The sequence below is a fragment of the Thermoplasmata archaeon genome (genome assembly GCA_035532555.1).
GTDB lineage: Archaea > Thermoplasmatota > Thermoplasmata > Lutacidiplasmatales > UBA184 > Lutacidiplasma.
Genome location: DATKQS010000009.1, coordinates 108529 through 134736, shown reverse-complemented (window position 1 = coordinate 134736; position 26208 = coordinate 108529). Strand labels below are relative to the sequence as shown.

The following is a 26208-nucleotide window of genomic DNA, read 5'->3' as shown; positions in this document are numbered from 1 at the left end:
CCTCGCGTCGACTCAATCGATCAATGCCCCTTAAAGTTGGGCTTGCGCTTTTCGAGGTAGGCGGCGATCCCTTCCTTGGCGTCCTCGGTGACGAAGAGGCGGTTCTGCAGCTCCCGCTCCAGGGCGAGACCGGAGCTCAGGGGCATTTCGACCCCTTCTTGGACCGAGCGCTTGATCAGGCTGATCGCGCGGGAGGGACCGTGCGCAAGTCCGCTCGCGAACGCTTGGACATCCGCGGCGAACGTCTCCTTGGGATAGACGTAGTTGACGAGCCCCATCGCGAGCGCCTCGTCTGGGCTAAGGAGCCGGCCTGTGATCATCAGATCGAGCGCGCGGGAGCTACCGATGAGGCGGGGAAGGCGCTGCGTTCCACCTGTCCCGGGGAGCACCCCCAGGTTTACCTCGGGCAGACCGATCTTCCCGGAGTCCTTCGCCATGATGCGTAGATCGCAGGCGAGCGCGATCTCGAGGCCGCCGCCGACCGTGTGACCGGGGAGCGCCGCGATGACGACCTTCGGGGTCTGCGCGAACTTGTTCAGGGTCTCCTGGCAGAAGAGGCAGAACATCGCCTTGAAGTCCGGCTGGCTCTTCTTGAGCATCTCGATATCGGCGCCGGCGCTGAAGAATCCCGCGAGGGTGCTCGTGAGCACGATCACCTTTGCGGGGTCGTCGAAGCGCAGCTCCTCGAGGGCCGCGTCGACCTCGTGCATCATCTCGAGGTCGTAGGTGTTGGCCTTCGGCTTCGCGATCTCGATGTAGCCGACCCCGTTGTCGACCCGGGTCCGAACGAACTTCCCTTGCATGACCGTACCTCTGATTCCTTCGATGGGTGCCCTCGCGAAACGCCGGTCCGTTTAACGCCGACGCACCCCGGCCGAGGCGATCCGCTCCTCCACCCGGCCGTCCGAGTGGCCGATCACGACCCGGTGGGCCATCCCGGGGAACAGACCGGTCTCAACCACTCCGATCAGTGCACGGAGTTCGGCCGCGGTCGCCCGCGGATCCTCGAGGGGCCGGGGGGGACGCAGATCGAGGATCTCGTTGCCGTTGTCGGTGACGTACGGCACTCCCTCGCGGAGCGTGCGGAGCTGGACTTGGTACCCTTGCTTGCGGAACCGTTCGGCGAGCACTCCGCGCGCAAACGGGACCACTTCCACAGGGATCGGAGCCTTCTCTCCGAGCCGGGTGACGAGCTTGCTCGGGTCGATCATGATGACCAGTTCTTCGGAGAGAACGGCGAGGAGCTTCTCTCGGAAGAGCGCGCCGCCTCCGCCCTTCGTCAGATCGAGCGCTTCGCTGACCTCGTCGGCTCCGTCGACCATGACGGTGAACCGATCGTCCTCGCGTAGGCCCCGGACCGGGAGCCCGAGGGATCGGGCGAGGTCCTCGGTAGCGTGGGAGGAGCACACGAACTCGAAACCGCGTCCCTTGGGGAACCGTTCGGCGATCGTCCTCACCGCCCAGGCCGCGGTGGAGCCGGTCCCCAACGCCACTCGTCCCGGGGTCAGGCGCGCGACCGCGGAGCGGGCGGCGGCGGCTTTGGCCGCATCGCCGGAATCGCCCATCCTCCGGCGCCCACGGCTCCCGCGCTCTTGAATCTCTCCTCTCCCGGCAACGGTAAAGTGTCGCCACGGCTCGACCGTGCGATGGGGTCCCCTTCCTCCGCACCGGTCGTGATTTCGATCGGGGGTTCCGTGATCTGGACCGGGGAGGACGACGCGCACTACCTCGATGGGCTGGCGACGCTGCTACGCCGTGCGGGCAAGCGCCGACCGATCGGCGTCACCACGGGCGGAGGTTCGACGGCTCGCCAGTACATCGAATTGGGGCGAAAGCTCGGACTGACGGAGGTCGAACTGGACGAGATCGGTATCGACGTCACCCGTCTGCACGCACGCCTGTTGGCCGGACGCATCGGGCCCCCGACGCCGGCCCACCCCCCGACGACGGTCGCCGCGGCGGTGCACGAGATCCAGCGGGGGCCCCTCGTGGTCATGGGAGGCACCGAGCCGGGGCACACGACCGACGGCGTGGCCGCGCTGCTCGCCGTGAGACTTCGGGCCGCCCGGATCATCAATGCGACGAGCGTCGACGGGATCTACGATCGAGATCCACGGACGCACCCGACCGCGAAGAGGGTGGAACGGCTCTCTTGGGAGAGGTTCCGCGAGATGGTCCACGCCGGGGCGTCCTCGGCCGCGGGCCAGCAGTTCCCATTCGATCATCTCGCTGTCAACGTCCTGGCGCGCGCGAAGATCCCGCTCGCCATCGTCCAGGGGCGCGATCTCGCCAACCTCGAGCGCGCGATCGAAGGCCGGACCTTCGACGGAAGCCGGGTGGAGTGATCTCCCCCGGCCACAACGCATTTAGCCGAGAGCCGATGGACGCGGGCGTGCACCGTATCGTGTTCCTGGGGCCCCCAGGGGCGGGCAAGGGCACGCAGGCGGCCGCGCTCGCGAAGGAGCTCGGGATCCCCCACCTATCCACCGGCGACATCCTGCGAGCGGCGGTCGCCGCGGGAACCGTGCTCGGGAGGGAGGCGCGCGGCTTCATGGACGCCGGCCGCCTCGTCCCCGATGCCCTCGTGCTGAAGATGCTGGCCGAGCGGCTCGCCGCACCCGATGCGCGTTCCGGCTATCTCCTCGATGGGTTCCCCCGTACCATCCCTCAAGCCGAGGCTCTCGAAGGGATCGCCCCCAGCGAGATCGTCGTTTCCTTCGAGATCCCGTCCCATGTCCTCGTCGCCCGGCTCAGCCAACGTCGGATCTGTCCGAAGTGCACCACCGTGTACAATCTCGAGACCCAACCCCCGCGAGTCGCGGGACGATGCGATCGGGACGGCACGGAGCTCATTCAGCGGCCCGATGATCGGCCGGAAGCCGTGGCCGTCCGGCTGAAAGTGTACACGGAGCAGACCGCCCCTCTGCTCGATTTCTACCGACGGCGGGGACGCCTACGACCCATCGACGCAGCGGGGACGCCGGCGGAGGTCGCCGCGCGACTGCACGCGGCCCTCCGCTAAGGCCCGTCGTCGCTCCGCACGCGCTCGATCCGGCCCCATTTCGTGCCGGTCCACTCGAGGCGGACGCCTTCGAGGTAGTGCAACCCATCTCCCAGACCGCGTGCCCCTTCGAAGTCGGCGCCGAGGGCGCCCACTTCGATGATCCCGCCGTGGGAGATCATGAGGACGTGCCCGCCATCGGGCACGTCGTCCAACGCCGAGCGCCAAAGGAATGCCTGCGTCTCGGCGTACTCCTTCAGGCGGGGATTGTGCTTGATCTCCCGGGCCCAGGCATCGAAGGGGATCTGTTCGCCCGCGGTGGCCCCCGCGGTCGGTTCGAGGTCCTCCGGGAAGCGGGCGAGCTCGGGGATCTCATAGTCGACCGCGAAGCCCATCGCTACCGCGGTCTCGATCGCGCGCGGCCGAGGCGACGTGACGACCCGGTAGAACGGCCCGATCGAATTGCCGACGATGCGGGCCTTCCGGACCCCCTCGGCGCTCAGATGCGTCCCTCCCGGGAGACGCTGGCCGTGGCGTCGATGCTCGAGCATCCGCATTCCGCTCGCCTCGAACGCGGCAGCACGCCAAGTTTTATAGGCCGACCCCCGCTCGTCGTTCCCGTCCCGGCTTAGCTCAGTGGTAGAGCGGGGGACTGTAGGTGAGACTGCCGGTATTCCGGCGGCCCCCGTGGACATCCTCAGGTCGCCTGTTCGAGTCAGGCAGCCGGGACTCCGGGAACCCGTGCGGTTCTCGGAGGGCGCGCCCGGTGGGCCCTTCGACCGGTGGCGAACGGCGAAGCTCCTCGGGATCGGCTCCGATCCAAGGGGATGCATGGCGCTCGTGCGGACGTCAGTGTCGCTCGCAGCCCGGGACCGAAAGAAGGCCGCGAAGTGGTCCGTCGGGAAGCTCGGGTTCCGGGTCCGGGATGAGGACAAGGAGCACTGGATGACCACGACCGATGCCCCGAGGGAGGCTCTAGCTCCACCTCTGCGAGGGGGCCCGGACGCAAGCTGAAGAAGTCGGAGCTCGGAAACTCGGGCATCCTGCTCGTCCCGAATGAGCCGACCCTGTCCGTCCATGGCCGGAGGTAGAAGAAGCTCTTCGAATTGCCCCAGCCGCCCGAGAAGTTTCCTTGGGGCCGGGTCGCGATGTTCCGTGACGGCAAGGAGTTCTGGTTGTGATCTCCACCTACTGACCTCCAAACCCTATGCGCCCTCCAGGGGGCGCTCGCCGGAGGGACCGGAAGGTCGTTCGATCCGGGGTGGGATGCGGTTGTCGGGATTTGAACCCGAGTAGGTAGCTTGGGAAGCTACCGTCCTAACCACTAGACCACAACCGCGCTACGGTCGAGGAAGAGCGCCCGCACAAGAGGCTTGCGCGGGAAGGGTCCTCACATGAGGAACCCGACCGATTCCGTGGGGATCGTGGGTACCGCGGCGACCAGGTCGGCGTTGCTGACCAGCTGCTCGGCATACGGGGAGATCACGCCCGCCTGCTGGAGAACTTTGCGCGCCCGTCCGAGGTCGGTCGCCGAGAGCGCGACCAGTGCGCGACCGTTGTCGCGCGCGAGGAGGATCGCTACGTTCTGGATGTTGATCTTCTCCTGCGCGAGGATCTCCAAGACCTTGAGAAACACTCCCGCCCGGTCCTCGAGGCGGATCACGAGCATCTCGCGGAGCTCGACCTCGTACTCGGCCTCCGAGAGGAGCCGATAGGCTCGCTCCGGGTCGCTGACGATGAGACGGACCCGGCCGCGACTGGGGGTGGAGTCGACGCTGATCGCCGCGAGATTGATGCGCTCCTTCGCGAGGACGCGGGCAACCCCAGCGAGGGCACCGGGCCGGTTCGGCAGCGTGAGCGAGATCTCCTGAACCGGCATCTGAAACGGTTCGGATAGGCCCGCAGGCAAGAAAAATCTAGCGCTGGGGCCAGAATCGCGCTTCCACTCCCGCCTTACGTATTTATAACCGGCATCGGGTCGATTCGCTTGCTAGGACGGAGGGTCCGAGCCGGGCCACCCCCATGGGGGGCAGCAACCTCGCACGCGAGAGACGTCGGTATCGCCGGTTTCGCCACCTGCGCCGGTCCCGGCGCGGCGTGGCGACGGTGATCGGGGCGTTGCTCGTGGTCGTGATCTTCTTCACGATCTTCGGAGTGTTCCTGACCCAGACGATCCCCGTCTGGATGGGGCAGAACGAGACCTCCTGGATCAACAGCGGCGAAATGTCGATGGCCTCGTTCAAGGCCGATGTCGATCTCCAGTACTCCCTCGGGGCCTCCCCCGTCTATTCCGTCCCGTTCTCGCTGAGCAGCTCGGGGGTCCCCGTCCTGGCGAGCCCGACCCAGGGATCGCTCGTCTTCACGGGAGGCGGTGGCACCTCCTACGCGAATCTGACAATCTCGGCCGGCGCGGGCTCGGTCTCGTACGTGCAGAACGTGTCGACCGGGACCCTCACGATGAACCTCCCGAACCGCTATGCGAGCCCCGAGACGCTCGCCTTCCAGAACGACGCCGTCATCCGGGTCCCGAGCGGAGCCGGCCCCACGATCGCCTTCTCTCCGCTGTTCTCGCTCCGCCACGTGCCCGGGAACACCTCCCTCGCCCTCGTCCTCCTCAACACGGTCGGGGCCCAGCGGAGCACCAGCGCCCCGGGTACCCAGCCCGTGACCAGCACCCTTCTCGCCCGCTCGGTGATCACGACCCAGGGCCTCTTCGGGGCCAACGGGTCGGCCGGGTCCTTCGGGGTGACCCTGCGCATCGGTTCGGTCTACGCCTGCGCCTGGGAGGCCTACCTCGCGAACGCGCTCTCCGTCTCGGGAATCGCCCCCGGCGGCTACACCTTGAGCGGCCCCACGGCCGGTTGCGCCGGAACGGTGCTCCTGACCCTCACCTCCGTAAGCTTCTGCACGCTCTATCTCGCCGAGATCGACATCGCAGTCGGCTCCGGATCCGCATAGGGGAAGCGATGAGCGGAGCGGGTCGAACGATCCTGGTGCCGTCCGCCCTCGATTCCTCCGCCGGCGAACGAGAGCTGCAACGGACAGCGATCGATCCACCCTACAGTGCCGTCCGGGTGCTGCTCGACCGGGCGACCGAGACCCCCCGATACGAGGTGCTCGAGGCGGCGCTCTCCTCGGAGGAACGGCACGTCGCCGAGGAACTGCGCGCGGCGCTTCCCCACATCCTCCCCGGTGAGCACCGCCCTCGGCCACCGCGCGAGCGGGTCGAGCGCGTACGGTGGATCGCCGAGGAGTATCTCGACTCCCACCACCGCACGCTCGAGCGCGACGCTCGGGGACGGATCGTCCATGACCTCGTGCGCGATGCCCTCGGGTACGGGCCGATCGACGCGATGATGCGCGATCCCGAGGTCGAGGACATCTCCTGCGACGGCGTCGGTGTCCCCCTCTACGTCTTCCACGCGCGCTACGAATCGATCCCCACGAACGTTCGCTTTCCCGAGGAACGCGCGCTCGACTCCTTCGTTCTCCTGCTCGGACAGCGGTGCGGGCGATCGCTCAGCGTCGCGCGGCCGATCCTCGATGGGACCACCCCCGAGGGCCACCGCGTCCAGGCGACGTACGGCCGGGAGGTGACGAGCCGCGGAGCGAGCTTCACGATCCGCCGGTTCCGCGACCGACCGTTCACCCCGGTCGACCTCGTCCTCTCGGGCACCGCGAACGAGGAGATGCTCGCCTACCTGTGGCTCGGCGCTGAGCATGGCGAGTCGCTGATCGTCTGCGGAGGGCCCGGCGCCGGGAAGACCAGCACGCTCAACGCGATCGCCGTGTTCATCGCTCCCTCCGCGAAGATTGTCTCGATCGAGGACGTGCGCGAGCTCCATCTCCCGCACGAGAACTGGGTCGCGACGGCGACCCGCGACGGGATCGGGGACCGCGGGCCCGACGGCAAGAGCCTCGGGGAGATCGACATGTTCGATCTCGTCCGGGCGGCGCTGCGCCAGCGTCCGAGCCACATCCTGGTCGGCGAGGTGCGCGGTCGCGAGGCCTACGCGATGTTCCAGGCGATGGCGACCGGGCACGCCACGTACGCCACGATGCACGCCGACAGCGTGCGCTCCATGGTCGCACGGCTCGAGAATCCCCCCATCCACGTCCCGCGCGTGCTCCTGTCCTCGTTGCGGCAGGTCGCGGTCGAGGCCCAGGTCCAGACGAGTCGCGGGACCGTGCGTCGGCTCCTCCAGATCGTCGAGATCGTCCGCCTCGAACCCGAGACCAACGAGCTCGTCACCAACCCTGTCTACGAATGGGACCCGGCGACGGATTCGTTCCACTTCCAGGGCCACTCCTACCTGCTCGATCGAGTGGCGGTCGCAACGCACCGCTCCATGGAGGAGATGCATGCCGAGTTCGAGCGACGGGTCCGGGTGATCCGCTACCTCGTCGGGCAACGGATCACCGACTACCGAGAACTCTGGCACCCGATCGCGGAATACTACCGGGACCCCAGCGCCCTTCTCGAGCGCATCGAGCGCGCCTCGCCCGGAGGGGAGCGACCGTGACCCCGGCCATCGCCGATCCGACGATCGAGCCGATCGCGTCGGCTCGAGGGCGCGAACGGCCACGGCTCACCGCGTTCGAACGCTGGGCCTGGAAGGTCTTCGGCCGTCGTGCCGCCCGCGCGCCGCCGAATGAGGCGCTGGATCAGAAGCTTCTGCAAGCTCACATCGGGCGGACGGCCCCGGAGCATCTCGCTCTCGTAGTCGCCGGGACGCTCGTCGGGGCCGCTGCGAGCATCGCCCTCGGCGGGATCCTGTTCTGGCGGCTCTCCGTCGGCGAGCCGGTCTCGCTGGCGATCGTCCTCGGCGCCCTCGTCGCTTTCGCCGGCACCGCGCTCACGTATCTCGCCCTCTCCTTCGAACCGGCGAGCCGCGCCCGGCAGCGGGGGCAAGCGATCGACCGTCAGCTCTCCTCCGCGGTGAACTTCGTCAGCGCGATGAGCTGCGCCGACGTCCGCGTCGATGAGATCTTCCGCGAGCTCGCAGAGCAGCCGCTCTACGGAGAGGTCGCGGAGGAGGCGACCTGGATCGCGCGGGACACCGATCTTCTGGGGACCGACATCCTCACGGCCCTGCACCGCGCCGCGCGTCGCAGCCCCTCCCGCCGGTTCCAGGAGTTCCTCCAGGGGGTCGTGGCCACGGCCGAGAGCGGCGGCGATCTCAAGCCGTACTTCCTGAACAAGTCCGAACAGTACGAGCGGGAAGGAGCGATCTCGAGCCAGCAGGGGCTCGAGCGCATGGGGATCTTCGCCGAGGCGTTCGTGACCGTAGCCGTGGCGTTCCCGCTGTTCCTGATCGTAATCCTCGCCGTCTTCTCGATGGTCGACGGGACGAACCCCGCGCTGATCCTGATCCTCTGGGCGACCGTGCTCGGTCTGATCCCGGCCACCCAGCTCGCCTTCGGAGTGATCTCCCACGCCCTCTCGGAGCGACTGTGAGCGCCGAGGACGCCCCGTTCGCCTGGACGGGACGCCGTGCGCTCCGTTCCGGGACGCCGTACGTTGTGGCCGAGGAGGCGGTGCGGGATCGGCACATCCTGTACATCGGCGCCACGGTCGCCTTGGGGATGTGGATTGTAGCGATCTTCAATGCGGCCGGGATCCTTTCGATCCAGCTGCGTCCGGGGGAGGGGCTCCGGTGGAACCCCGTCGTGGACTTCTTCGTCTTGGGCCTCCTTGCGCTCCTCGGCCCGTACGGCGTTGCGAGCGCGATTCGCTTCCATCGTGTCGAAGGGCTCGAGAGTCGCCTCCCGGATTTCCTGCGGGACGTGGCGGAGTCCGGACGCTTCGGCCGGACCTTGCCCGAGGCGATCACCGTCGCCGCTGCCGGTCGCTACGGTCCCCTCACCCCCGAGATCCGGAAGATGGCGGCCCAGATCGAATGGGGGGTCCCGGTCTCGACCGCGCTTGAGCGCTTCGCGCACCGGGTCCCGACGCCGATCGTCCGCAAGGCTGTCGCGATCCTGATCCGCGCCCACGCGGCCGGCGGGAACTATGGGGACGTGCTCACGCGCGTCGCGCACGACACCCGGACCGAGCAGCTCGCCGTCGAGCGTCGCCGAGCGTCGATGCTCACATACGTGGCGGTCGTCTACCTCGCATTCGGTGTCTTCCTCGTCACGATCTACGTGCTCGCGGCGGTGTTCCTGCCGCAGATGCTGACGGCCAACCCGGGGGCCTTCGGGGCCGTGTACAGCGGGCTGGGGATTACCGCCCCGTTGGTCGCGACCCTCTCGCTCGCCTTGCTCGTCGCGGTCATCGTTCATGCGGTGGGAGATGGGATGGTCGCCGGGATCCTGTACCGTGGGCGCCTCGTGGATGGATTCCTCAACGTGACGATCCTTCTCGCGATCGGATGGACCGTGATGCGATTCATCGTCCCGATCGTAGGCGGGACGAGCTAGCATGAGCCTCATCGAACCGCCATCGAAGGGGTCGGAAGCGACCGGGCGCGCGCCCCCGAGCGGGCAAGAGACTCCCCAGGCGCATCTCGCGTCCGGACCCGAGTGGGGAGAGGCGAGAGTGACCTACCGCGCGGCCACCGAGGAATATGAGTACGAGGTGGTCGAACCGGTCCTCTCCGAGACCGAGGCCGCCACCCTCCGCAGCGTACTCGATCGGCTCATCGACGAGCTCCCGACCGGGGTCGATCCGCATCCCGAAGCCCGACGACGGGTCTTCCGCCCCCTGGCTCTCGCCTGCATCCGGTCGGTGGCCCCGGCACTTTCCGCGGAGGCGGGTGCGCGACTTGCGTACTACCTCGAGCGGGACACCCTGGGATACGGACCGATCGACGTGCCCATGAACGATCCCGCCGTGGAGGACATCTCGTGCGATGGCGCCGGGATCCCGATCTACGTGCACCACCGCGCCCACGGATCGATCCGTACGACCATTCGCTTCCCGACGGCGCTCAAGCTCGACCGGTTCGTCGTCTGGCTCGCCCAGCGCTCGGGGCGACACCTCTCCGCTGCCTCTCCCATGCTCGAGGCGGCCCTTCCCGAGGGCGCCCGCCTGTACGCAACCTTGGGCACCTTCGTGACCTCCCGCGGGAGCTCGTTCACGATCCGCCGGTTCCGCGAACGGCCGCTCACCCCAGTCGATCTGATCGGCCTCGGGACCCTGGGGGCGGAGCCGATGGCGTACCTCTGGCTCGCGGTCGAGAGCGGCCGATCGGGGATGATCTGTGGCGGGACGGCCAGCGGCAAGACGACGACCCTGAACGCGCTCCTGTCGTTCGTGCCTCCCGATATGAAGATCGTTTCGATCGAGGATACGCGCGAGATCAACCTGCCCCACGAGAACTGGGTCGCGCTCGTCACGCGCTCCGGCGTCGGCCGTACGAACCCGACCACGGGAAAGTCCCCGGGGGAGGTCGACATGTTCGACCTGTTGTCGACCGCGCTGCGCCAGCGCCCCCAGTACCTTACGGTCGGCGAGGTGCGCGGGCCCGAGGCGTACATCGTCTTCCAAGCGATGGCCACGGGGAAGACCTGCCTGACCACCTTCCACGCCGAGGACGTGGAGGCGATGGTCCACCGGATGGAGAATCCTCCGATCTCGCTGCCCCGGGCGCTGTTCAGCGCGCTCGGCTTCGTGGTCCTCCAGCGGCAGATCCAGCTCGGTGAGGACCACGCCCGGCGGGTGCACGCGATCACCGAGGTCGTCGGTCTTGACTCCGACACCGGCGAACTGGTCACGAACGCGGCGTACGTCTGGGATGCGGACGCCGACCGGTTCCACTCGACGGGGCAGTCCTACGTCCTCGATCGGATCGCGCGCGAACGCAACCAAGCGCTCGCCGACGTCGAGAGAGAGCTCGCCCGACGTGCGGAGCTTCTCGAGCTCTTGGGCCTCCGATCCGCCCGTTCTTCGCCCGATCGGCCGTTCACGTACGTGGAGTTTGGGCAGGCGATCGCGCAGTACTACCGGGACCCGATCGGGGCCCTCGCGCATGCACGCGCCGCGGCAGAGAGGATCGACCGGGTCGACCCGACGCTCGGCCCCGCCGCGTAGAGGGCCCGTGGCCGACCCGAAGGGAGACCGCCCGTTCGCACGCCTTCCACTTCCCCGCCGAGGCGAGATCGTCCTGTGGAACGAGGACTGCCTCGAGGGTCTCGCTCGCCGGCTCGCCCCCGGCTCCGTCGACGTCATCGCGACATCGCCGCCGTACAACCTCGGGATCCGCTACGGCCGCTATCGCGATCGATTGCCGCGGGCGGAGTACCTCGGCTGGATCCGCGCGTTCGTCCTTCAGGTCGACCGGGTGCTGTCCGACCGAGGCTCCTTCTTCCTGAACGTCGGTAGCCCTCCACGCGATCCGTGGTTCGCTTGGGATGTGGCCCGCGAGGTCGGCCACCGCTTCGCGCTGCAGAACGTCGTCCACTGGATCAAGTCGATCGCCATCGATCGCCGGTTTACGAGCCGCACGAGCGGGGTCAAGCGCGACCTCGCGCTCGGCCATTACAAACCGATCGGCTCGGAACGCTTCCTGCACAGCGCGCAGGAGTACGTCTTTCACTTCTCTCGGAGCGGCGACGTCCCCCTCGACCGCCTCGCAATCGGGGTCGCCTATCAAGATCCCAGCAACATCGCGCGGTGGCGCCGGCCGCGCGAACCCATGCGCTGCCGCGGGAGCACGTGGTTCCTGCCGTACCCGACGATCCAGCGACGCGCGCGGGATCGGCCCCACCCGGCGACGTTTCCACCGGAGCTGCCGGAGTGGTGCGTTCGCCTCCACGGCGTGCGGCGAACTCGGCGTTGGGTCGATCCCTTCGTGGGGATCGGCGCCTCGGCCGTGGCCGCCGCGCGGCTCGGAATCCCGTTCGTGGGCTTCGATATCGATCCGGAGTACCTCGCCGTCGCTCGCGACCGGGCTCGTCGAGAACTCGCGGGTCCCCGTTCGATCGGCGACCGCTCCCCGCGTCGCGCCCGCCCCGTCCGGCCGCCTTCGTCTCGCCGGGACGGCTAACGGTCCTTGTCGTCCGGAGGAGCGGCCCACTCCCGCATCGGGGTCCGCTTGACCCCCGCGGCCCTCGCAAAGACGTCCTGCGTCCCTTCCTTGGCCCGGTGCGCGGTCTTGACCACCGTCGAGGCGGTGGTATCCGCTACCTGCTTCGCGCCCGTGCCGATCCGCTGCCCGACGTGGGAGACCTGGCCCGGGATGCGGGAGGCTCCCTCGTCGATCGACTGTCCGAACTTGGTGAGGTCGCGCTTGAAGTCGCCGCCGGCGCGTTCGGCCTCCATGCCGGTGCGCTGGCTCAGTTCGCCGATCCGCCGATCGAGATGCTGGATCTCGACCGAGATGTCCTGGCCCAGGCCGCGGATCGCCTTCTTGATGTCGGTGAGGTGCTCGCGCAACTGGGATTGCTCGGAAGAGTCGGACATCGTCCCTGCCCCCGAGAAGTAGGCCCGTCTCGGAAGATAAAGATTGACGGCGGGAGGAAATGCGTGATCTTTACCGCGCGGGGAAGCGGGAGATCCAGGAATGCCACCCCCGCGCCTCGCCCGGCGGTCGCGGCGCCCGGAGGGCGCGGGCTACCCGCCCATCCTTCGGTCGGCGCGGCGGCGGCGTCCCGCGCCGGGAGACGGCGACGTGCGGGGAGACGCGACGGTCGGTACGGGCGTGGTCACCCGCCGGACGGTCTCGGTCCCGCGGGTCCAGCGGATCAGGAGCTCGACCCCCAGGTGCTGCGGGTCCGTGACGATCAATTCCCCGTTCAGGGTGCGCGTAATCGCGCGGGCCGCGGCCTCGTACTCCGGGTGGTCGGATTTCAATAGGATCATCGAGAATCGCAGGGGGGCGAGCGTGCCCAGCTCCCGGGCCCGCGCGAGCGCCTGATCCATGGCGAGGTCGAGCCGACCGCTGTGGACGACCCCGAGCGCGTCGGTGTAGGCTTCGGGGAGCCCGTCGGTGATGAAGTAGACCTCGCGCCGGCTCGCGCGCGAGTTGGCGAGGAGACGGTAGGCGGTCCCCAAGCCCTCGGCCGTGTTCGTGAACGCACCGGGCTTGCACTCCCACAGCTCGACCAGATCGAGAACCTTGACCTCGTTCTCGAAGGCGAGAACATCGATCGTCGCCGCCGGATACTTGCGACGGACCGCCACGTAGAGCGCGAGGAGGGCCTTCTTCGCCGCCTCGAGCTTTCCGCCCTCCGCCATGCTGCCCGAGCGATCGAAGGCGAGAACGACGTGGACGCTCTCCCCCGTGGCCTCGCGGTAGACGTAGCTCGTGCTCTCGTCGATGTGCTTCTGCCCAGCGAGGCGCGCCGCGAGCAGCGAGCTCGATACGTCCAGGTGCGCGACCTCGACCGACTGGCGAAGTCGAGCCTTCTCGTAGACTCCGGTCGGGGCGCCCCCCTGCAGGGCGAATCGCACGTCCGTGGGGGCCGTACGTCGCTCCTCCTCGAGCAAAAGGCGCGCGAACCGCTCGATCAGCCCGTACGTCACGACGAGCTCGCCGCCGCGTTCGGCCACGAACCCCCGCTCGCGCAGCTCCCGATCGACCCGTCGCTCCTCGGCCTCGCGGACCGTACGGTCGACCGCGCTGTCGGCCCGCTTCATGGCCTCTCGGCGCTCCTCCTCGAGCCGGCGGAGCTGAGATTCGGCGTCGCGACGCTTCGCTTCCGCGGTCCGTTCGAGGTCCCGTTCCTGCTGCTGGAGGCGCCCGGCGACGCGCTCTCCGAGATCGTGGCCCTCCTCCGGGCTCAACTGGGAGAGCGCTTCGGCGAACTCCGACGGTCCGAGCGTTCTCCCGTCTGGAGAGAGCCGTGCGATGGGGATCCGGCGTCCTTCTCTCTTGGGGACCGCCTTCGCACGGCGGCCGAACAGACGTCCGAAGAACTCGATGAACCACGCCCGGATCCGCTCCCAGATCGACGGTCGCGGAGGAGGCTGATTCCATGGAGCGTCGGGAACGAGGAGCGCCGCCGTCACGTCGGGGAGGAACTCCGGTAAGGTGAACGTCGAGCGGCCCGCCCGCGCCGCGCGCAGCCGCTCCTCGAGAGCGGCGATCTCGCGGTCGATCTCCTCCTGCGACCGGTGTTCGGCCAGCTGGAGCTCCTCCAGGCGGCGGTCATACTGGTCGGAGACTCGGTGAGCCTGACGCTCCGCCTGCCGGCGCAGGCGCTCTCGCAGGCGTGCGAGCCGCCGGGCCAGCTCCCCTTCGCGATCCGCAGAGCGTCGAAGGAGGTCGTGCGCGCCGGCTACTCCATGCTCGGCGAGCGCGCGGGCGAGGGCGTCCGAATCGACCGCGTCGAGGAGGTCGTCCGAGGTGACGTCGTCGACGAACCGTTCGCAGTCGGGAAGTTCGACCGCTTCACCGGAGGGGGGCGTCGTCGTCGGCCTCCTCCTTGCAGGAGAAGAGGGAGTAGCGGTCGAGCAGCCGGAACTCCGCGATCGCCGCCTCGACGTTTCCCGGTGGACCGGCCGCTCCTTCGCGATCCGCGACGTACCCGAGGAAGCGGTGGAACCGCGGAAAGGTTCCCGCCGTGATGGCGAGCTGGGTCTGGAGCTCCGCATCGTCCTGGAGCCGACGCCCTTCCGCGACCACGGCCTCTCCCTCCGGGGTGCTCTCCTTCAGCACCCCGCGATAGAACCGGCACCAGTAGATCCCCGCGCTGCGCTTGATCGCGGGATCGAGGTACTGATCGATGAACTCGGTGATGCGGCGCACGTTCTGTTGGAACGACTCTCCGCTGCGGGCGCGGATCCGTCCGCGCATCGCGTGAAGGAGGCCGGCCTTGAGATCCTCCGGCCCTGGGATCGATCGGCCGTTCAACGTGGCGATCGCCGACGTCCGTGCACCGACGTCGATGAGCGTACGGTTCGATCCGACCTCACCGATATCCGGGTTGTCGTCGCTCGACCGCAGCCGCCAGGATTCGATGACTCGGATGCCGGCGTCGACGAGGATCTCGGGTACGTAGGTCTTGAGCGCCTCGGATCGCCCGATTGCGACAATCCGGCGGTTGTCGGCATGGTGCGGGTTGTAGCCGACGTGCAGGCTCGTCAAGCGATCGGAGAGCGGGTCGTTGATGTTGTCGAGGTCGGAGAGGTTGGAGGTCGCGACCGCGATGAACGCCGCGGGGAAGGTCTCCCGGGACTTGGAGGGGGTGACCGTGCCCTCTTGGAGCGCCTGCAGGAGCACGTTCTGCGTACCGAGGGGAAGCTTGCCGATCTCGTCGACGAGCAGGATCCCGCGATTCGCCTGGAGGAGCTTGCCCGGCTCCATGACGAGCGGGCTCATGGGGTCCCCGATCTCCTCGAGCTTGCGCAAGTTCACGTTGCCCGTCAGATGGTCCGGGAACACCTCCGAACTCCCCTGAAGTCGAGCGAAACCGAATCCTTCCCTTAGGTGCCCGTACACGGCCGGGACCTTGGCCGCGTCGACCGACGAAGGATCGAACGAACCCGGGTCTCCGGACGGAGAGAAACGGCGCACGCAGATCGGGCACGGAGGGAACCGGAGCGCGGTGGCGGGGTCGACGAGGCTCAGCGGATGATCGAGCACGGGGCATCCCTCGACGACCCATGCCTCCTTCGGGAACAGCTCCCAGACGTCACGCGCGAGGCTCGTTTTGCCCGCACCCGAGGGCCCAAAGAAGAGCACGTGGGCGCCCGAAACGAGCGCCGTGACCAGATCGTCGTAGGTCGACGCGGGGAGCACCGTGTGCGGGAAGAGGGACGCAAGCGCGGTGGTGCGATCATCGCCTTTCGCTTCGGAGGCGCGTAGCCGCTCTAGGATCCGGGCTCGGAGGCGTTCGCCGGGGCTCTGGATCGCTACGCGAGCGGCGCGCAGTTCCGCTGCAGTGCTCCGGGCTCCTACGCGGGTCGCGGCGCCGGGCCGGTCGGATGGAGAACCTGACACGAAGTTGCGGAGTTGGGATTGAAATATGTACTTTCGCCTGTCGCTTCGAGCGCACTGCGGCTCCGTCGTTCAGTAGCGCAGGGCCCGGACCTGAGGCATCCAAAGCCCCACGAGCCCTGCCGCGAGGAACCCTGCGGCGATCAGGATCCCGACCATCCAGGGATCACCGCTTCCGGCCGCGTCGCCGATCACCAGCGCTCCGATCGAGGCGGCGATTCCCGGAAACAGGTACATGTTCGAGACGACGCGGCCGAGCCGGCCCTTCGGGACCGCGGCTCTCAGGAAGGCGTACTTTGCATTGAGGTAGGCGGTGCTGGCGAACCCAATCGCGAACCACGCGATCCCGCCCAACGCCACGACCGGCGGCAGGTTCACAGAGAGAACGATCAACGCTGCCGCGGCGAACAGCGAACCGATCAGTACCCGACCGATCCGTCCGCGTGGGTTGAGCCGCCCCAGCACGAGACCCGCGGCGACTCCCCCGACCACCTCGGCCGTGAACAGTACGGCGTAGCCCGTCGAGGCCGATGCGGCGTACGTCACGCTCGCGAGCAACGTGATGAGGAGCGCCGGAGCCGAGGTGAAGAAGCCGACGATCGAGTCCATCGCCGCCAGCTGGAGGAGGGGTCGGCCCGGTCCGGAGAAGATCTCGCGCCACCCGTCACGGAAGCTCTCCCCGAAGCTCTCGCCCTCCTGGCCATGGCCGGGGATGTGCAGCGGGATCGCGAGGAGCGCTCCGACCGCGAGCAGGCCGGCGTACAGGTACATCCCGCCCTGGGGCCCCACCACGAGGATCAGGGCCCCACCGACGGCGAACCCCGCGATGCTGTTCGCTCCCCCGACCGCCTCCGCCACCCCTTGGGCCGCGAACTGCTCCTCCGGGCGCAGGAGCACGCCGGGGGCGGCGTTCGCCGCCGCCCATGGCAGGTCCCAAAGGATCGATATCAGGGCCACGAGCGCGAGGAGCAAGCCGACGGAGAGGACCCCCTCGTGGAAGCCGATCCCGATGCCCGCCGCGGCCACGGCCTGGATCGGGTAGCTTACGAGGAAGATCGTGCGCATGTTGCGGGCGCGGTCGACCAGCGGTGCGAGTAGGAAGGTCGCAGTGTACGCGGCGTACTCGATGAAGAGCGTCGCCCCAACGACCAGTAGGCTGCCCGAAACGGAATAGGCGAGCCAGACGATCGAGATCGCATAGACGGAGTAGCCCACGGCGGAGGAGTTGGCCGATGCGAGGAAGAGGAGATACTGTCGGTTCTTGAGCACCGTGCGGAAGCCGGCGGGTGGGGCCGGTGCTTCGCGGGTCCCTTCCATGCTCCGATCTCCTGATGCTCGGCGGTCCGGGCGCGCAGGGGTAGCGGTCGTCCAGGGTCGGCAGGAGCTGCCGGACCATCACTCCGAGCGTTCACAAAGGTCACAAACCCAGCGCCGCGCCATCGATCGGGGACTCGGGGCCGTTTTCTCGCCGAGAACGGGGCTCATCGGTCTCGACATGGTTAAGTAGGGTACCCCGCTCGCCGCCCCGCGACCCATGGCGGAGAAGGAAGCCCCGCGAAAAGCCACCCTGGCCCGTACGGTCAAGGACAAATGGCGCTCCAAGCAGTGGTTCAAGGTCCGGGCCCCCGGCCTCTTCCAGCACGCCGAGCTCGGAGAGACGACCGCGACCGAGCCGGAGCAGATCATCGGGCGCACGCTCGAGACGACGCTCGAGGAGCTGACCGGGGGCGCCGACGTCGCGAAGGCCCACGTCAAGCTCCGGTTCCAGATCGAGCGGATCGGCGGCGACGGAGTGGCCGAAACGAAGTTCATCGGCCATGCGCTCACCTCCGACTACGTGCGACGCCTCGCGCGACGCAAGCGCTCCAAGATCGAGCTCTCGGTCGACGTGACGACCCGCGACGGGGTCCAGTTTATTCTCAAGCCCGTGGCTGTCGGCGAGGAGCGCCTGCAAACGCGGCTGCGCGCCGAATTGCGGCACAAGATGCGTTCGATTCTCATCGAAGAGGCAAAGCTCCGATCCGGAGCCGAGTTCGTTCGCGAGATCCTCGGAGGAGACCTCGTCAAGCTCCTCGCACACGGGATGAAGTCCCTCTACCCCCTCAAGAAGATCGAGATCCGCGCCTCGGTGGTCCTCGGAACGATCGCCGACGAGGCCCCGGCTCCGGAGTCCGCGGCGAGCGCGATCCCGTCGGCGGCGCCGGAGCCGGTCGTGGCCGCGGGCGAAGCCCCGCCCGAAGCTTAGAAGGCGGCCGTGCGATGGACCGACCGTCCTCGCCCATGACCCTTGTCGGAGTGGCTCAGCCCGGTAGAGCACGGGACTCATAGCGGGACGATCGACCGTCCCGGGAGATATCCTGGGGCCGGGGGTTCAAATCCCCCCTCCGACATCTCCCCGGGGGATTCAAATCCCATCGGGAGACAGGCCCACGGGCCGCGGCCCTGTGGGGGGTTCGAACCAGTGAGTTGCTCCTCCGGAAAGGGATAGCTTGGCTACGATCCCGCCGTGAACGAAATCTGCCCCCTAGATCCGCGGCTTCCGCCCTTACAGAGCCGTGAGGTCGAGACCGAACGGCTAGGTTCAGTTCGCGGAATGCTTCGCCCGATCCGGGGAAACCCTACGAGCCACGACCCATCGATGCATAGCGATCTTGCGGGTCTTCTCGAATCCCGCTTTCTCGAACATGCCCAGGGTCCCGCTACATAGGAACGAACGAGAGACCTTACGGCCAGCAACTTCTTCGGGGTACGCCTCGACCGTTCCCCCTCCCAGTCGGGCAATCTCCCAAAGCGCCTCGCGAAGGGCGAAGTTCGCGATCCCCTCGCCCCGGCGTTCTCGGTCAATAAAGAAGCAGGTGATGCGCCAATCGGGGAACTCGCGCAGCCCCTCTTCGTAGGTCCTCCGGCTCCGGATGTTCGGGAGTTCTCCGGCAGGACCGAACTGACACCATCCGACCGCGTCCGGGCCGTCGAAGACGAGTGCGGCGTGGGCCCGCCCTTCCCGGACGCGCGCCTCTTTCATGGCTCGGTACTCGACGGCCGTGCGCTTCCCTTCGCCCGGGCCGAGATGAAATGAGATGCACCAGCACCCGCCGAAGATTCCGTTGTGCTTCTCCACAAGGCGGGCAAACGCGGGCCATGTGTCCGCGGAGAGCGGTCTTGAGGTGAAACACCAGGCTCGTGAGGGACGACCACGCCCCGGAGGATGTGCAGGAGACACCTTCGGGGCGCCGTGAGAGGTTCTCGAGTCACCGGTCATCGAGGAGAAGCTCTCCGCGTCTACTCGCCAGCGCTCGGAAGACTCTCGATGAATCCGCGGAGTGCGGTGTCGAATGCGTCCGGCCTGGAGAGGTTCAAGAGGTGGTCCGCTCCGGGAACGAGCTGTACCTGAGCGCCCCCGATCCCTCGCGCTAGGAAGTTCGCGCAGTGCGGCATCGCGGGGTTGTCACGGTCTCCGACGAGGATCCGGGTCGGGACGTGAATCTCCCTCAGTCGAGCAGCGGCGGGCTCTCCTTCGCGCGTTTCGTATCGGCCGGAACGCTCCTCGAAGATTTCCTTCGCATTATGCCGGACCATAGTCTGGAAGAGCGCCAGTGCGCTTCCTGTGAGCGACGAGGCCCACAGCTGCCTGAGGTGCTCTGTGGCCTCCTCGAGCCTTCCGGCGGCCCAGGCGTCTGCCGCCGCCTTGGAGAGCCTTTCGTCGCGCTCGAAAGTGGACTTTCCACCGGGAACGTGATCGTAATCCATACCCGAATACCCTGGAGCGATGAGCAACAGGGCTCCCACCCTATCGGGGTACGCAAGTGTCAGGTCGAGGGCGATCTTCCCCCCTACGCTGGGACCGACGATCAGGGGCCGCGTCAAGCCAAGGCAGTCCAGCAGGGCCACCAGATCGCGGACGGGAGAATACTCCGAAGTCGCGGGTGTTGAATCCCCGTACCCCCGTAGGTCGTAGCGCACCACGCGATGGTCGCGCGCGAAGAGCGGGACCTCGCGATTCCACATGCGTCGGTCCGCGATTCCCTCGTGGAGGAACACGATTGGCCGACCCCGTCCTCCCACGTCGTAGGAAATCTTCCCGCCGCGGACTTCCAGCGTCTTCGTTACGACCGGATCGTTCATCGGCCGGAGAGCCGCTCCCGGCCTCATAAACGAGAAGGAGGGATGATGGAACGGCTCGAGACAGACCAGCTCGGCAGCTGAAGCCCCGCGGTCGGGCCAGAGTTGAGCTGGACCCCGACCCATCGCACCGGGCGCTCGGGAGGGCCACTCGAAGCCGGGTGGGTGACGTATTCAGCCACCGAACCTAACCATCGGTGGCTCTCCTCCCGGCGACGCTCACGAAGGGCCGGCGGGTGCCAGCAAGGTTCAAGCTAGGTTTCCTGAGGCCACAACCTACTTCGAGCGGAACGATTCAACATTGAAGTCTTGGGATGGGGTAGAGGATTCGGTTGAGGGCGGGTATCTGTTTGCCAGGTTCCAGAGTCTATCCCTGTTCGAGAAGACCAGAATCCTGACCCAGGTACGAGGACGACGAGGACGCCTAGCACCTCGCTACGGGGGCATGTCGAGCAGCAAGGGGGAGACGGGGGCGTACTCCGATCATTCCCCTCAGTGTCCAGCTAGGACAAGCCGAGGAGACCGGGTGGGAGTATTCCCTCAGAACGGGCACGTTCTGCGACGGGAGGCCCGGATCCATCCGCGCGAATTGATTTCTAACGAAGGGGTTGTGTAAGGGGCAGGTGTCCTATCGGACGCGACTGGATGCTGGAACGCGCGGAGCTTACCGACGCTTGACCCCCGGGGAGGTTCAGAATCCCCCTCCGACATTCCCCCGCGAGGGCGAACGCGGGCCTACTTCGATCCCGCTCGTGCCGCAAGATCGAACGCTCGACGGGTGCCGCTCGGTACCGACCCCTCCCCGTTCGGAGTGACGATGGTGAGGGCGCTCGGGCCGGACCATCGGACGCTGAGCCGCGACGGGGACCAATCGAGGTCGACCGAGCCTTCCCCGATACGAAGCCCGGCGATCGATGCCGAGGTCCACGTCACGGGAAACACCGGACGCACCGTGAGGCGAACGCGGGGAGCGTCGATCCGAAGACCCCAAAGTCGCTCGAACACCACTGTGAGGAACGGCGCTACGCTGAATCCGAGCAGGAAGCAGGAGTTGAACGGCTCGGGCCGGTCGCCTCGATAGCATTCGTTCGCGTACCCACCCTCCTCCACGATGCGGCGGGCGATGGTCTCCAGGTAGGCCATGCCGATGTCCTGCTCCCCCGCGGCGAGCGCGGCGTCCGCCGCCCACGCGGTCGCGATCGTCCAGACCTGTCCGTCGTGGTAGGCCTGGGGATCGTACGTCGCATGGAGACGAGAGAGCGTGCGCACGCCCCACGGCGTCGTGAGGTCATCGCGCGCGGCGCGATGCACGACCGAGCGGGCGAACGCCGTATCGAACCAGCCGGCGCTCACCGCGCGCAGGGCGTTCGGTCGCACCTTTCGTACCGGTCCCTCCGCGTCCATGGAATCGAACAGATACCCTTCCTCGGGCCACGGATACCGGCGGCCGACCGTGTCCCGAACCCGGTCGGCCATCGCGGTCCATCGAGCCGAGCGTGGATCGTCCGCTCCGCGCGAGGTCCATCGAGCCCCCGCCCCGAGCGCTTCGTTCCAAAGGACCTGGATGTCGATGGCGTGGTCTCGTCGGTCGGTGGAGTCCCAGATTGTCGTGTCCGCGGCATCGATCCCGTAGTGCACGCGGGCCAGCGAATCCTTCACCGCGCCCACGGAGTGGACCTCTCCGCCGTTGCGGAAAAGTCCCGTCTTCGGGTCGGTGCGGGCCTCGCCCCAGCTCAAGATCCGCTCGAGCACTCCGTTCCACGATGGGGCGGTGGCGGTCCGCCCCGAATGACGAATGAACCGGTCGATGAGGCCGGGGTAGTACAGCGTCGTGTCGGACGTTCCGTAGAGGAAGATGGGGCCCGGGGCGATCTGCATGGGGAGCTCACCGGGACGTCCTCCGAGAATCGGAACATCGGCGTGCAGCTGGTAGTGGAAGACGGACGAGAGCGAGCGTTCGACCCAGTCGACGTCTCCGAGCCAGAGCACCGCGGGGAGCATCCAGGCGAGGTCCCGGCACCAGATCGCGGAGTACCAGGGGTAGCCCGCGACCAGCCCGTTCAGTCCCTCTCCCGGCGCGGCATACAGGCGCCGGAGCGAGGCGCGCGCAAGGGAGTACGCACGTTCGAGCTCGGGCGCATCGGGGAATCGAAGGATTGGGGTCCGTTCCATCCAGGTGGCGTCCGCCGTCCCGACCCGCCCCGCTGCCATTTCTGGATCCGCGAGCGCGGGTTCGACTGCGTCGCGGCGCCCGATCTCCCGCTCGAGCCCGCCGTGGATGAGGAACGTGATCTCGGCCGTTCGGCCCGGAGCCACCAAGAGTTCGTGCTCGGAGGCGACCTCCTCCAGCCGCCCCTCGTAGCGGCCTCCGATCCACGATCCGCGGTTGAGGTAGAGACGGGTCGGGAGAACGGTCGACCGGAACGAGAGCCCGAACTCTCGCTGGCGCAGGCGCAGTTCCTCTCCCCGGGTCTCGGCGTGAAAGAGGAGCGGGCGGATCCCTTCGATCAGGACGGGAAGGAGATACGGCGACCAATGATTCTCGATCATCAACGGACCCGGAACCACTTCCGAGGTGGTCGTCCGCAACGTACGGATCACGCCGGGAGGGTCGGCGATCGGGGCGACGGTCTGTTCGATCTCGATCGGCCCATGGCGGTGGCGGCTCCGCCAGATCCCGTTCGACGATTCGGAAGCGATTAGGGTCGCGGGCAGTTCGAATGCGGATTCTCCGGCGCGCAGGGAGAGCCGCCACGGCCCCGTGAGGCGGACCGACTGCGCATAGACGCCTCCCCAGTCGACCGGCGCCCCGCGTGTCTCCCGGACCAGTTCGAGATCTCCGCGCCCGTCCAGGAGCGCCGCGGAAGCCAGGCTCGTCAGCAGAACGGGGCGGGCGCTCGCGGTCAAGCCGCGTCCTCGTCACGCAAGATGTCCGTGAACTCGAACCAGACGAGGGGCGGGATCGCAATGGACTGAAACTCGAGGCGAATTCCCAGGTCCTTCGCGTCCTTGGGGAGCGGGCCGTCCACCGCGAACTCGATCCGGGCCCCGGGACCTAGATCGAGGGGTTGCTCCTTCGAGAGGTCCGTCAGTTCACGCCAAGCGCGGCCGGGGCCACTACGGAGGCGCACCCGTTCCGGAGCGATCGGGATTTCGTCCAGGATCAGATGGAGCGAGGAAAAGGCGCCGAGACGCAGCGGGGGATTGTTCAGGCAGAAGGTGAACCCGTTCGCGGTCCGTGTAAGGGAGCCGCGTTCGTAGACGGACTGCTCGATCGTCTCCGCAATCGAGACGAGCGCCTCCAGCGAATGCCGACCGAACTCCCTCTCGACCGAAAGTCCCTGGCGCAGGAGCGAGAACCACGAACCGAGTCCCCGGTCGCTCACGAGGAGGGGACGCGGTCCGAGCCCATTATGCGTTCGGAGACGGGACGCCGATCGAGGAGCCTACCGGCTCGCCGCGAGCCCGAGGCCCGATCACGGGAGCACGTGAACCATATAAAATCGGGCGGGCTGGCTCTCCCTCGTACAAGAGCCGAGTCGACCGCAGAGAGGCTCCGCCGTGGCCAACGGGACCTTCCCAGCGGGGCCGACCTCGCGGCAACGCCGCGGGCTCGGATCGCCGCGGAATCCGGACCCCCTCTCGCCGTCGTCGGCTTAAGTGGAAGATGACTTCGGCAGGGACGGATCCGCAACCGCTGGCTCCCGAAGACCCTCCGGCCTCGAAGGGCTGGAAGGCGTGGGCCCACTCCTTCACCGACACGCGGGCGCTCTACCGGTGGGCGCTTATCGGCATCACGGTGGGAGTGATCGCGGGATTCGTCGCGCTCGCGTTCTACTACGCGCTCCAGCTCGCGAGCAACAGCATGCTCGGCGGCCTGCTGGGCATCAATCTGCCGACGAACGGGTCGGCTCCCGGGACGTCCTTCAGTTGGAGCACGGACCCTTCGACCTTCTTCATCCTCCCGCTGCTCCTCATCGCCGGAGGCTTCGCCGTCGGTCTCCTGGTCACGAACCTCGCCCCGGAGACGGGCGGACACGGAACCGATCAAGCGATCCGCGCCTTCCACCGCGGCCGTGGGGCGGTGCGGGCCCGGGTCCCACCCATGAAGTTCCTCGTCTCCGTCCTGACGCTGGGAACGGGGGGAAGCGGGGGCCGCGAAGGTCCGACCGCCCAGATCGGCTCGGGCTTGGCGACCTTCCTCGCGCATCCCCTCGGCCTCACCACGCGCGAACGCCGGATTGCGATGATGGTCGGCGTCGGTGCCGGCATCGGAGCGATCTTCAAGGCCCCGTTCGGCGCCGCGCTGCTCTCCGCGGAAATCCTCTACCTTTCCGATTTCGAGCCGGACGTCATCATGCCGTCGATCCTCGGCTCGGTGATCTCCTATTCGATCTTCGGATCGGTCGAGGGGTTCGGGCCCGAGTTCGCCACCCCGGCCGGGCTCGGTTGGTCCCCGGACCAGCTTCCGCTCTACGCGATCCTCGGCGTCGTTTGCGGTCTCCTCGGCATCCTCTACGTCGTCACGTTCCACCGGACCCATCGCGCGTTCGATCGAGTGAACGCTCCGACGTGGGCGCGTCCGGCGATCGGCGTCGCGATCGTGGGCGCGTTGTTCGTCGGCCTGTACTATCTGGTGCCCCAGGAAAGCCATCTGTTGGCGGTAGGAGGCATCGGGATCGGCTACGGCATCGTCCAATGGCTCCTGTTCCAAGGATCCCTTCCGATCTTGGTCCTCGTGCTGCTCGTGGGCCTCATTTTCGTCAAGATCGTGGCGACCTCCCTGACGGTCGGTTCCGGGGGTAGCGCGGGGCTCTTCGGTCCCGGGATCGTGATCGGCGCGCTGATCGGGTTCTCGGTCTCGGGATTCACCGATCAGTTAGTTCCTTCGTTCGCGGTAACCGGCGATTCGGCCGCGTTCGCCATCATCGGGATGATGGCCTTCTTCGGAAGCGTATCGAGGGCTCCGGTGGCGGTGATCTTGATGGTCGTCGAGATGACGGGTTCGGAGTCGCTGATCGTCCCGGCGATGATCGCGATCTTCATCGCGTACTACGTCAACGCGCGCCACAATCTGTACACCGAACAGGTCGAGAACCGGCTCGCCTCCCCCGCCCATACGACCGAGTACTTCGCCGAGTTCCTCAAGCACGTGCCCTCCTCGGCCGCGATGCGGACCGACGTTCCCTGCGCGGCACCCACGGCGTCGGTGGAAGAGGCGCACCGCGCGCTCGGTCGATCCGACGTGTCCGTGGTCGCGGTCATCGACCACGATCGTCTGGTCGGCGAGGTGCGACTCGCCGACGTGCTCGACGTGCCGCTCCGGGAACGAGCGCTCGAGACCGTACAGCGGATCGCGCGCGAAAACTATCCCGTGGTCCATCCGGCGAGCACGCTGCTCGATACGCTCGGGCGCATGGATGCGGAGAACGCCGACGCGATCCTCGTTGTCGATCCGGACGATCCGCACCACCTCTTGGGAGTGGTGACCCGCGAGTCGATCACCAACTTCCAGCGTTCCCCGCGGGCGTGAGCGACCCCACCGCTCAGGCGTACGTGAACCTGGTGACGTCGGAGCTCGCCACGGGCAGCCGCTCGCGCAGCTTTCCGACGAGGGCGTGTACGTCGGCCGAGGTCACGGAACCGTACAGATCGACCGTCATCGAGTGGCGCCGCTCGCGATGGGTCCGGCGCACCGTGAGGTCGGCGCGATTCCCCTCGCCGGATAGGCGAACGGAGAACTCGCGCGCGGTCGAGAACGGCTTCCACTGCTCGCTGTCGAGGGCCTTGAGGAGACGACCGAGCGGCTCGACTCCTGTTCCTGTGGGGTCTCCGGGGAGTGGAAGCCAGCCTCCCGGGATCAGCTCCCAGTGATTGACCCGACCGTACCCGGCCGCGGAAAACGCATGCAGCGCGCTCCCGACCAGGCGGAGGAGATCGTCGCCCTCCTCGATGTTCCGCTCCTTCAGGATCCTCTCGAAGCGACGGAGCGCCGAGTGCTTCGCGAGCTCCGCATTCGAGGGTTTCAGATCGACCTCGAGGGCGACGTGCGAGAAGGGCCGTTTCCCCGTCCGCTTCTTCGCTCCGGCCGCGGCGATCGGCCAGTTCACGAAAGAGACCGACCCAGAGAGTCCGGGAGCGGACATGCCGGACTGCGGTAGACCGGGGGGCGGCGTCATAGCTCTCGGTGAGGGGTGACGCCCT

General features: G+C 67.6%; 23 protein-coding genes and 3 tRNA genes. 13 read left to right on the top strand and 13 right to left on the bottom strand.

The window, feature by feature from the left end; all coding sequences use genetic code 11:
* Positions 1 to 20 precede the first annotated feature (20 nt).
* Positions 21 to 803 (bottom strand): enoyl-CoA hydratase-related protein, encoded by a 783-nt coding sequence (locus tag VMV28_02550; GenBank protein ID HUZ79486.1) that lies wholly within the window; start codon positions 801 to 803, stop codon positions 21 to 23.
* A 51-nt stretch (positions 804 to 854) separates the two neighbouring features.
* Positions 855 to 1565 (bottom strand): ribose-5-phosphate isomerase RpiA, encoded by a 711-nt coding sequence (rpiA, locus tag VMV28_02545; protein HUZ79485.1) that lies wholly within the window; start codon positions 1563 to 1565, stop codon positions 855 to 857.
* Between the two features lie 81 nt (positions 1566 to 1646).
* Between rpiA and pyrH the strand changes: the two genes are divergently transcribed.
* On the top strand, positions 1647 to 2345 hold the full coding sequence (pyrH, locus tag VMV28_02540) for a UMP kinase (protein HUZ79484.1): 699 nt from the start codon (positions 1647 to 1649) through the stop codon (positions 2343 to 2345).
* A 35-nt stretch (positions 2346 to 2380) separates the two neighbouring features.
* Positions 2381 to 3022: an adenylate kinase gene (locus tag VMV28_02535; GenBank protein ID HUZ79483.1), complete on the top strand. Its 642-nt coding sequence runs from the start codon at positions 2381 to 2383 to the stop codon at positions 3020 to 3022.
* On the opposite strand, the gene VMV28_02530 is transcribed toward VMV28_02535, so the two are convergent.
* A complete protein-coding gene (locus tag VMV28_02530; protein ID HUZ79482.1) occupies positions 3019 to 3558 on the bottom strand; it encodes a histidine phosphatase family protein in 540 nt (179 codons plus the stop codon). The two genes, VMV28_02535 and VMV28_02530, sit on opposite strands and share 4 nt — an antisense overlap.
* Before the next feature lie 65 nt (positions 3559 to 3623).
* On the opposite strand from VMV28_02530, the gene VMV28_02525 reads away from it, so the two are divergent.
* Both VMV28_02525 and VMV28_02520 read left to right on the top strand, forming a co-directional pair.
* A tRNA-Tyr gene (locus VMV28_02525) sits at positions 3624 to 3730 on the top strand.
* 102 nt (positions 3731 to 3832) lie between these two features.
* Positions 3833 to 4015: a hypothetical protein gene (locus VMV28_02520; GenBank protein ID HUZ79481.1), complete on the top strand. Its 183-nt coding sequence runs from the start codon at positions 3833 to 3835 to the stop codon at positions 4013 to 4015.
* 253 nt (positions 4016 to 4268) lie between these two features.
* Here VMV28_02520 and VMV28_02515 read toward each other — a convergent pair.
* A tRNA-Gly gene (locus VMV28_02515) sits at positions 4269 to 4340 on the bottom strand.
* 51 nt (positions 4341 to 4391) lie between these two features.
* Positions 4392 to 4880 (bottom strand): ACT domain-containing protein, encoded by a 489-nt coding sequence (locus VMV28_02510; GenBank protein HUZ79480.1) that lies wholly within the window; start codon positions 4878 to 4880, stop codon positions 4392 to 4394.
* A gap of 218 nt (positions 4881 to 5098) precedes the next feature.
* Here VMV28_02510 and VMV28_02505 point away from each other — a divergent pair, with 218 nt between their 5' ends.
* The 6 genes from VMV28_02505 to VMV28_02480 are packed head-to-tail and all read left to right on the top strand — an operon-like array spanning position 5099 to position 11991.
* Positions 5099 to 5959, top strand: coding sequence for a hypothetical protein (locus VMV28_02505; protein HUZ79479.1), 861 nt, complete (start codon positions 5099 to 5101; stop codon positions 5957 to 5959).
* 8 nt (positions 5960 to 5967) lie between these two features.
* Positions 5968 to 7524: a type II/IV secretion system ATPase subunit gene (locus tag VMV28_02500; GenBank protein ID HUZ79478.1), complete on the top strand. Its 1557-nt coding sequence runs from the start codon at positions 5968 to 5970 to the stop codon at positions 7522 to 7524.
* Positions 7521 to 8459, top strand: coding sequence for a type II secretion system F family protein (locus VMV28_02495; protein ID HUZ79477.1), 939 nt, complete (start codon positions 7521 to 7523; stop codon positions 8457 to 8459). Before VMV28_02500 ends, VMV28_02495 begins: the two co-directional genes overlap by 4 nt.
* Positions 8456 to 9424: a type II secretion system F family protein gene (locus VMV28_02490; GenBank protein HUZ79476.1), complete on the top strand. Its 969-nt coding sequence runs from the start codon at positions 8456 to 8458 to the stop codon at positions 9422 to 9424. Before VMV28_02495 ends, VMV28_02490 begins: the two co-directional genes overlap by 4 nt.
* A 1-nt stretch (position 9425) precedes the next feature.
* Entirely contained in the window at positions 9426 to 11036 is a 1611-nt protein-coding gene (locus VMV28_02485; protein HUZ79475.1) for a type II/IV secretion system ATPase subunit, read from the top strand.
* Between the two features lie 7 nt (positions 11037 to 11043).
* Positions 11044 to 11991: a site-specific DNA-methyltransferase gene (locus tag VMV28_02480; protein ID HUZ79474.1), complete on the top strand. Its 948-nt coding sequence runs from the start codon at positions 11044 to 11046 to the stop codon at positions 11989 to 11991.
* Here VMV28_02480 and VMV28_02475 read toward each other — a convergent pair.
* The 3 genes from VMV28_02475 to VMV28_02465 all read right to left on the bottom strand — a co-directional run bounded on the left by VMV28_02475 (position 11988) and on the right by VMV28_02465 (position 17202).
* Positions 11988 to 12407 carry a hypothetical protein gene (locus tag VMV28_02475; GenBank protein HUZ79473.1) on the bottom strand — a complete coding sequence of 140 codons (420 nt, stop codon included), beginning with the start codon at positions 12405 to 12407 and terminating at the stop codon, positions 11988 to 11990. The two genes, VMV28_02480 and VMV28_02475, sit on opposite strands and share 4 nt — an antisense overlap.
* A 1930-nt stretch (positions 12408 to 14337) precedes the next feature.
* A complete protein-coding gene (locus tag VMV28_02470) occupies positions 14338 to 15888 on the bottom strand; it encodes a sigma 54-interacting transcriptional regulator (protein ID HUZ79472.1) in 1551 nt (516 codons plus the stop codon).
* A gap of 69 nt (positions 15889 to 15957) precedes the next feature.
* On the bottom strand, positions 15958 to 17202 hold the full coding sequence (locus tag VMV28_02465) for an MFS transporter (GenBank protein ID HUZ79471.1): 1245 nt from the start codon (positions 17200 to 17202) through the stop codon (positions 15958 to 15960).
* Between the two features lie 217 nt (positions 17203 to 17419).
* On the opposite strand from VMV28_02465, the gene VMV28_02460 reads away from it, so the two are divergent.
* Together VMV28_02460 and VMV28_02455 are read left to right on the top strand one after the other, a co-directional pair.
* Complete coding sequence (locus tag VMV28_02460; GenBank protein HUZ79470.1) at positions 17420 to 18130, top strand: 30S ribosomal protein S3ae; 711 nt, start codon at positions 17420 to 17422, stop codon at positions 18128 to 18130.
* A 44-nt stretch (positions 18131 to 18174) separates the two neighbouring features.
* A tRNA-Met gene (locus VMV28_02455) sits at positions 18175 to 18275 on the top strand.
* A 191-nt stretch (positions 18276 to 18466) separates the two neighbouring features.
* Here VMV28_02455 and VMV28_02450 read toward each other — a convergent pair.
* From VMV28_02450 to VMV28_02435, 4 genes are all read right to left on the bottom strand, one after another.
* Positions 18467 to 18907 carry a GNAT family N-acetyltransferase gene (locus tag VMV28_02450; GenBank protein HUZ79469.1) on the bottom strand — a complete coding sequence of 147 codons (441 nt, stop codon included), beginning with the start codon at positions 18905 to 18907 and terminating at the stop codon, positions 18467 to 18469.
* Between the two features lie 257 nt (positions 18908 to 19164).
* Complete coding sequence (locus VMV28_02445) at positions 19165 to 20007, bottom strand: alpha/beta hydrolase (protein HUZ79468.1); 843 nt, start codon at positions 20005 to 20007, stop codon at positions 19165 to 19167.
* Positions 20008 to 20739: 732 nt separating this feature from the next.
* Entirely contained in the window at positions 20740 to 22911 is a 2172-nt protein-coding gene (locus tag VMV28_02440; protein ID HUZ79467.1) for an amylo-alpha-1,6-glucosidase, read from the bottom strand.
* Entirely contained in the window at positions 22908 to 23390 is a 483-nt protein-coding gene (locus VMV28_02435; protein ID HUZ79466.1) for a hypothetical protein, read from the bottom strand. The genes VMV28_02440 and VMV28_02435 overlap by 4 nt, the downstream gene beginning before the upstream one ends.
* A gap of 281 nt (positions 23391 to 23671) precedes the next feature.
* On the opposite strand from VMV28_02435, the gene VMV28_02430 reads away from it, so the two are divergent.
* Entirely contained in the window at positions 23672 to 25537 is a 1866-nt protein-coding gene (locus VMV28_02430) for a chloride channel protein (protein HUZ79465.1), read from the top strand.
* A gap of 13 nt (positions 25538 to 25550) precedes the next feature.
* Here VMV28_02430 and VMV28_02425 read toward each other — a convergent pair whose 3' ends face one another.
* Positions 25551 to 26150: a hypothetical protein gene (locus VMV28_02425; protein ID HUZ79464.1), complete on the bottom strand. Its 600-nt coding sequence runs from the start codon at positions 26148 to 26150 to the stop codon at positions 25551 to 25553.
* Between the last annotated feature and the right edge of the window lie 58 nt (positions 26151 to 26208).

What these genes read in the sequence shown, in the direction of transcription:
- VMV28_02500 (HUZ79478.1), top strand. Translation starts at nt 5,968, where the DNA reads ATGAGCGGAGCGGGTCGAACGATCCTGGTGCCGTCCGCCCTCGATTCC.
- VMV28_02530 (HUZ79482.1), bottom strand. Translation starts at nt 3,558, where the DNA reads ATGCGGATGCTCGAGCATCGACGCCACGGCCAGCGTCTCCCGGGAGGG.
- VMV28_02445 (HUZ79468.1), bottom strand. Translation starts at nt 20,007, where the DNA reads ATGAACGATCCGGTCGTAACGAAGACGCTGGAAGTCCGCGGCGGGAAG.
- VMV28_02460 (HUZ79470.1), top strand. Translation starts at nt 17,420, where the DNA reads ATGGCGGAGAAGGAAGCCCCGCGAAAAGCCACCCTGGCCCGTACGGTC.
- VMV28_02550 (HUZ79486.1), bottom strand. Translation starts at nt 803, where the DNA reads ATGCAAGGGAAGTTCGTTCGGACCCGGGTCGACAACGGGGTCGGCTAC.
- VMV28_02450 (HUZ79469.1), bottom strand. Translation starts at nt 18,907, where the DNA reads ATGAAAGAGGCGCGCGTCCGGGAAGGGCGGGCCCACGCCGCACTCGTC.
- VMV28_02425 (HUZ79464.1), bottom strand. Translation starts at nt 26,150, where the DNA reads ATGTCCGCTCCCGGACTCTCTGGGTCGGTCTCTTTCGTGAACTGGCCG.
- VMV28_02475 (HUZ79473.1), bottom strand. Translation starts at nt 12,407, where the DNA reads ATGTCCGACTCTTCCGAGCAATCCCAGTTGCGCGAGCACCTCACCGAC.
- VMV28_02535 (HUZ79483.1), top strand. Translation starts at nt 2,381, where the DNA reads ATGGACGCGGGCGTGCACCGTATCGTGTTCCTGGGGCCCCCAGGGGCG.
- VMV28_02465 (HUZ79471.1), bottom strand. Translation starts at nt 17,202, where the DNA reads ATGGAAGGGACCCGCGAAGCACCGGCCCCACCCGCCGGCTTCCGCACG.
- VMV28_02510 (HUZ79480.1), bottom strand. Translation starts at nt 4,880, where the DNA reads ATGCCGGTTCAGGAGATCTCGCTCACGCTGCCGAACCGGCCCGGTGCC.
- VMV28_02430 (HUZ79465.1), top strand. Translation starts at nt 23,672, where the DNA reads ATGACTTCGGCAGGGACGGATCCGCAACCGCTGGCTCCCGAAGACCCT.
- VMV28_02520 (HUZ79481.1), top strand. Translation starts at nt 3,833, where the DNA reads ATGGCGCTCGTGCGGACGTCAGTGTCGCTCGCAGCCCGGGACCGAAAG.
- pyrH (HUZ79484.1), top strand. Translation starts at nt 1,647, where the DNA reads ATGGGGTCCCCTTCCTCCGCACCGGTCGTGATTTCGATCGGGGGTTCC.
- VMV28_02485 (HUZ79475.1), top strand. Translation starts at nt 9,426, where the DNA reads ATGAGCCTCATCGAACCGCCATCGAAGGGGTCGGAAGCGACCGGGCGC.
- rpiA (HUZ79485.1), bottom strand. Translation starts at nt 1,565, where the DNA reads ATGGGCGATTCCGGCGATGCGGCCAAAGCCGCCGCCGCCCGCTCCGCG.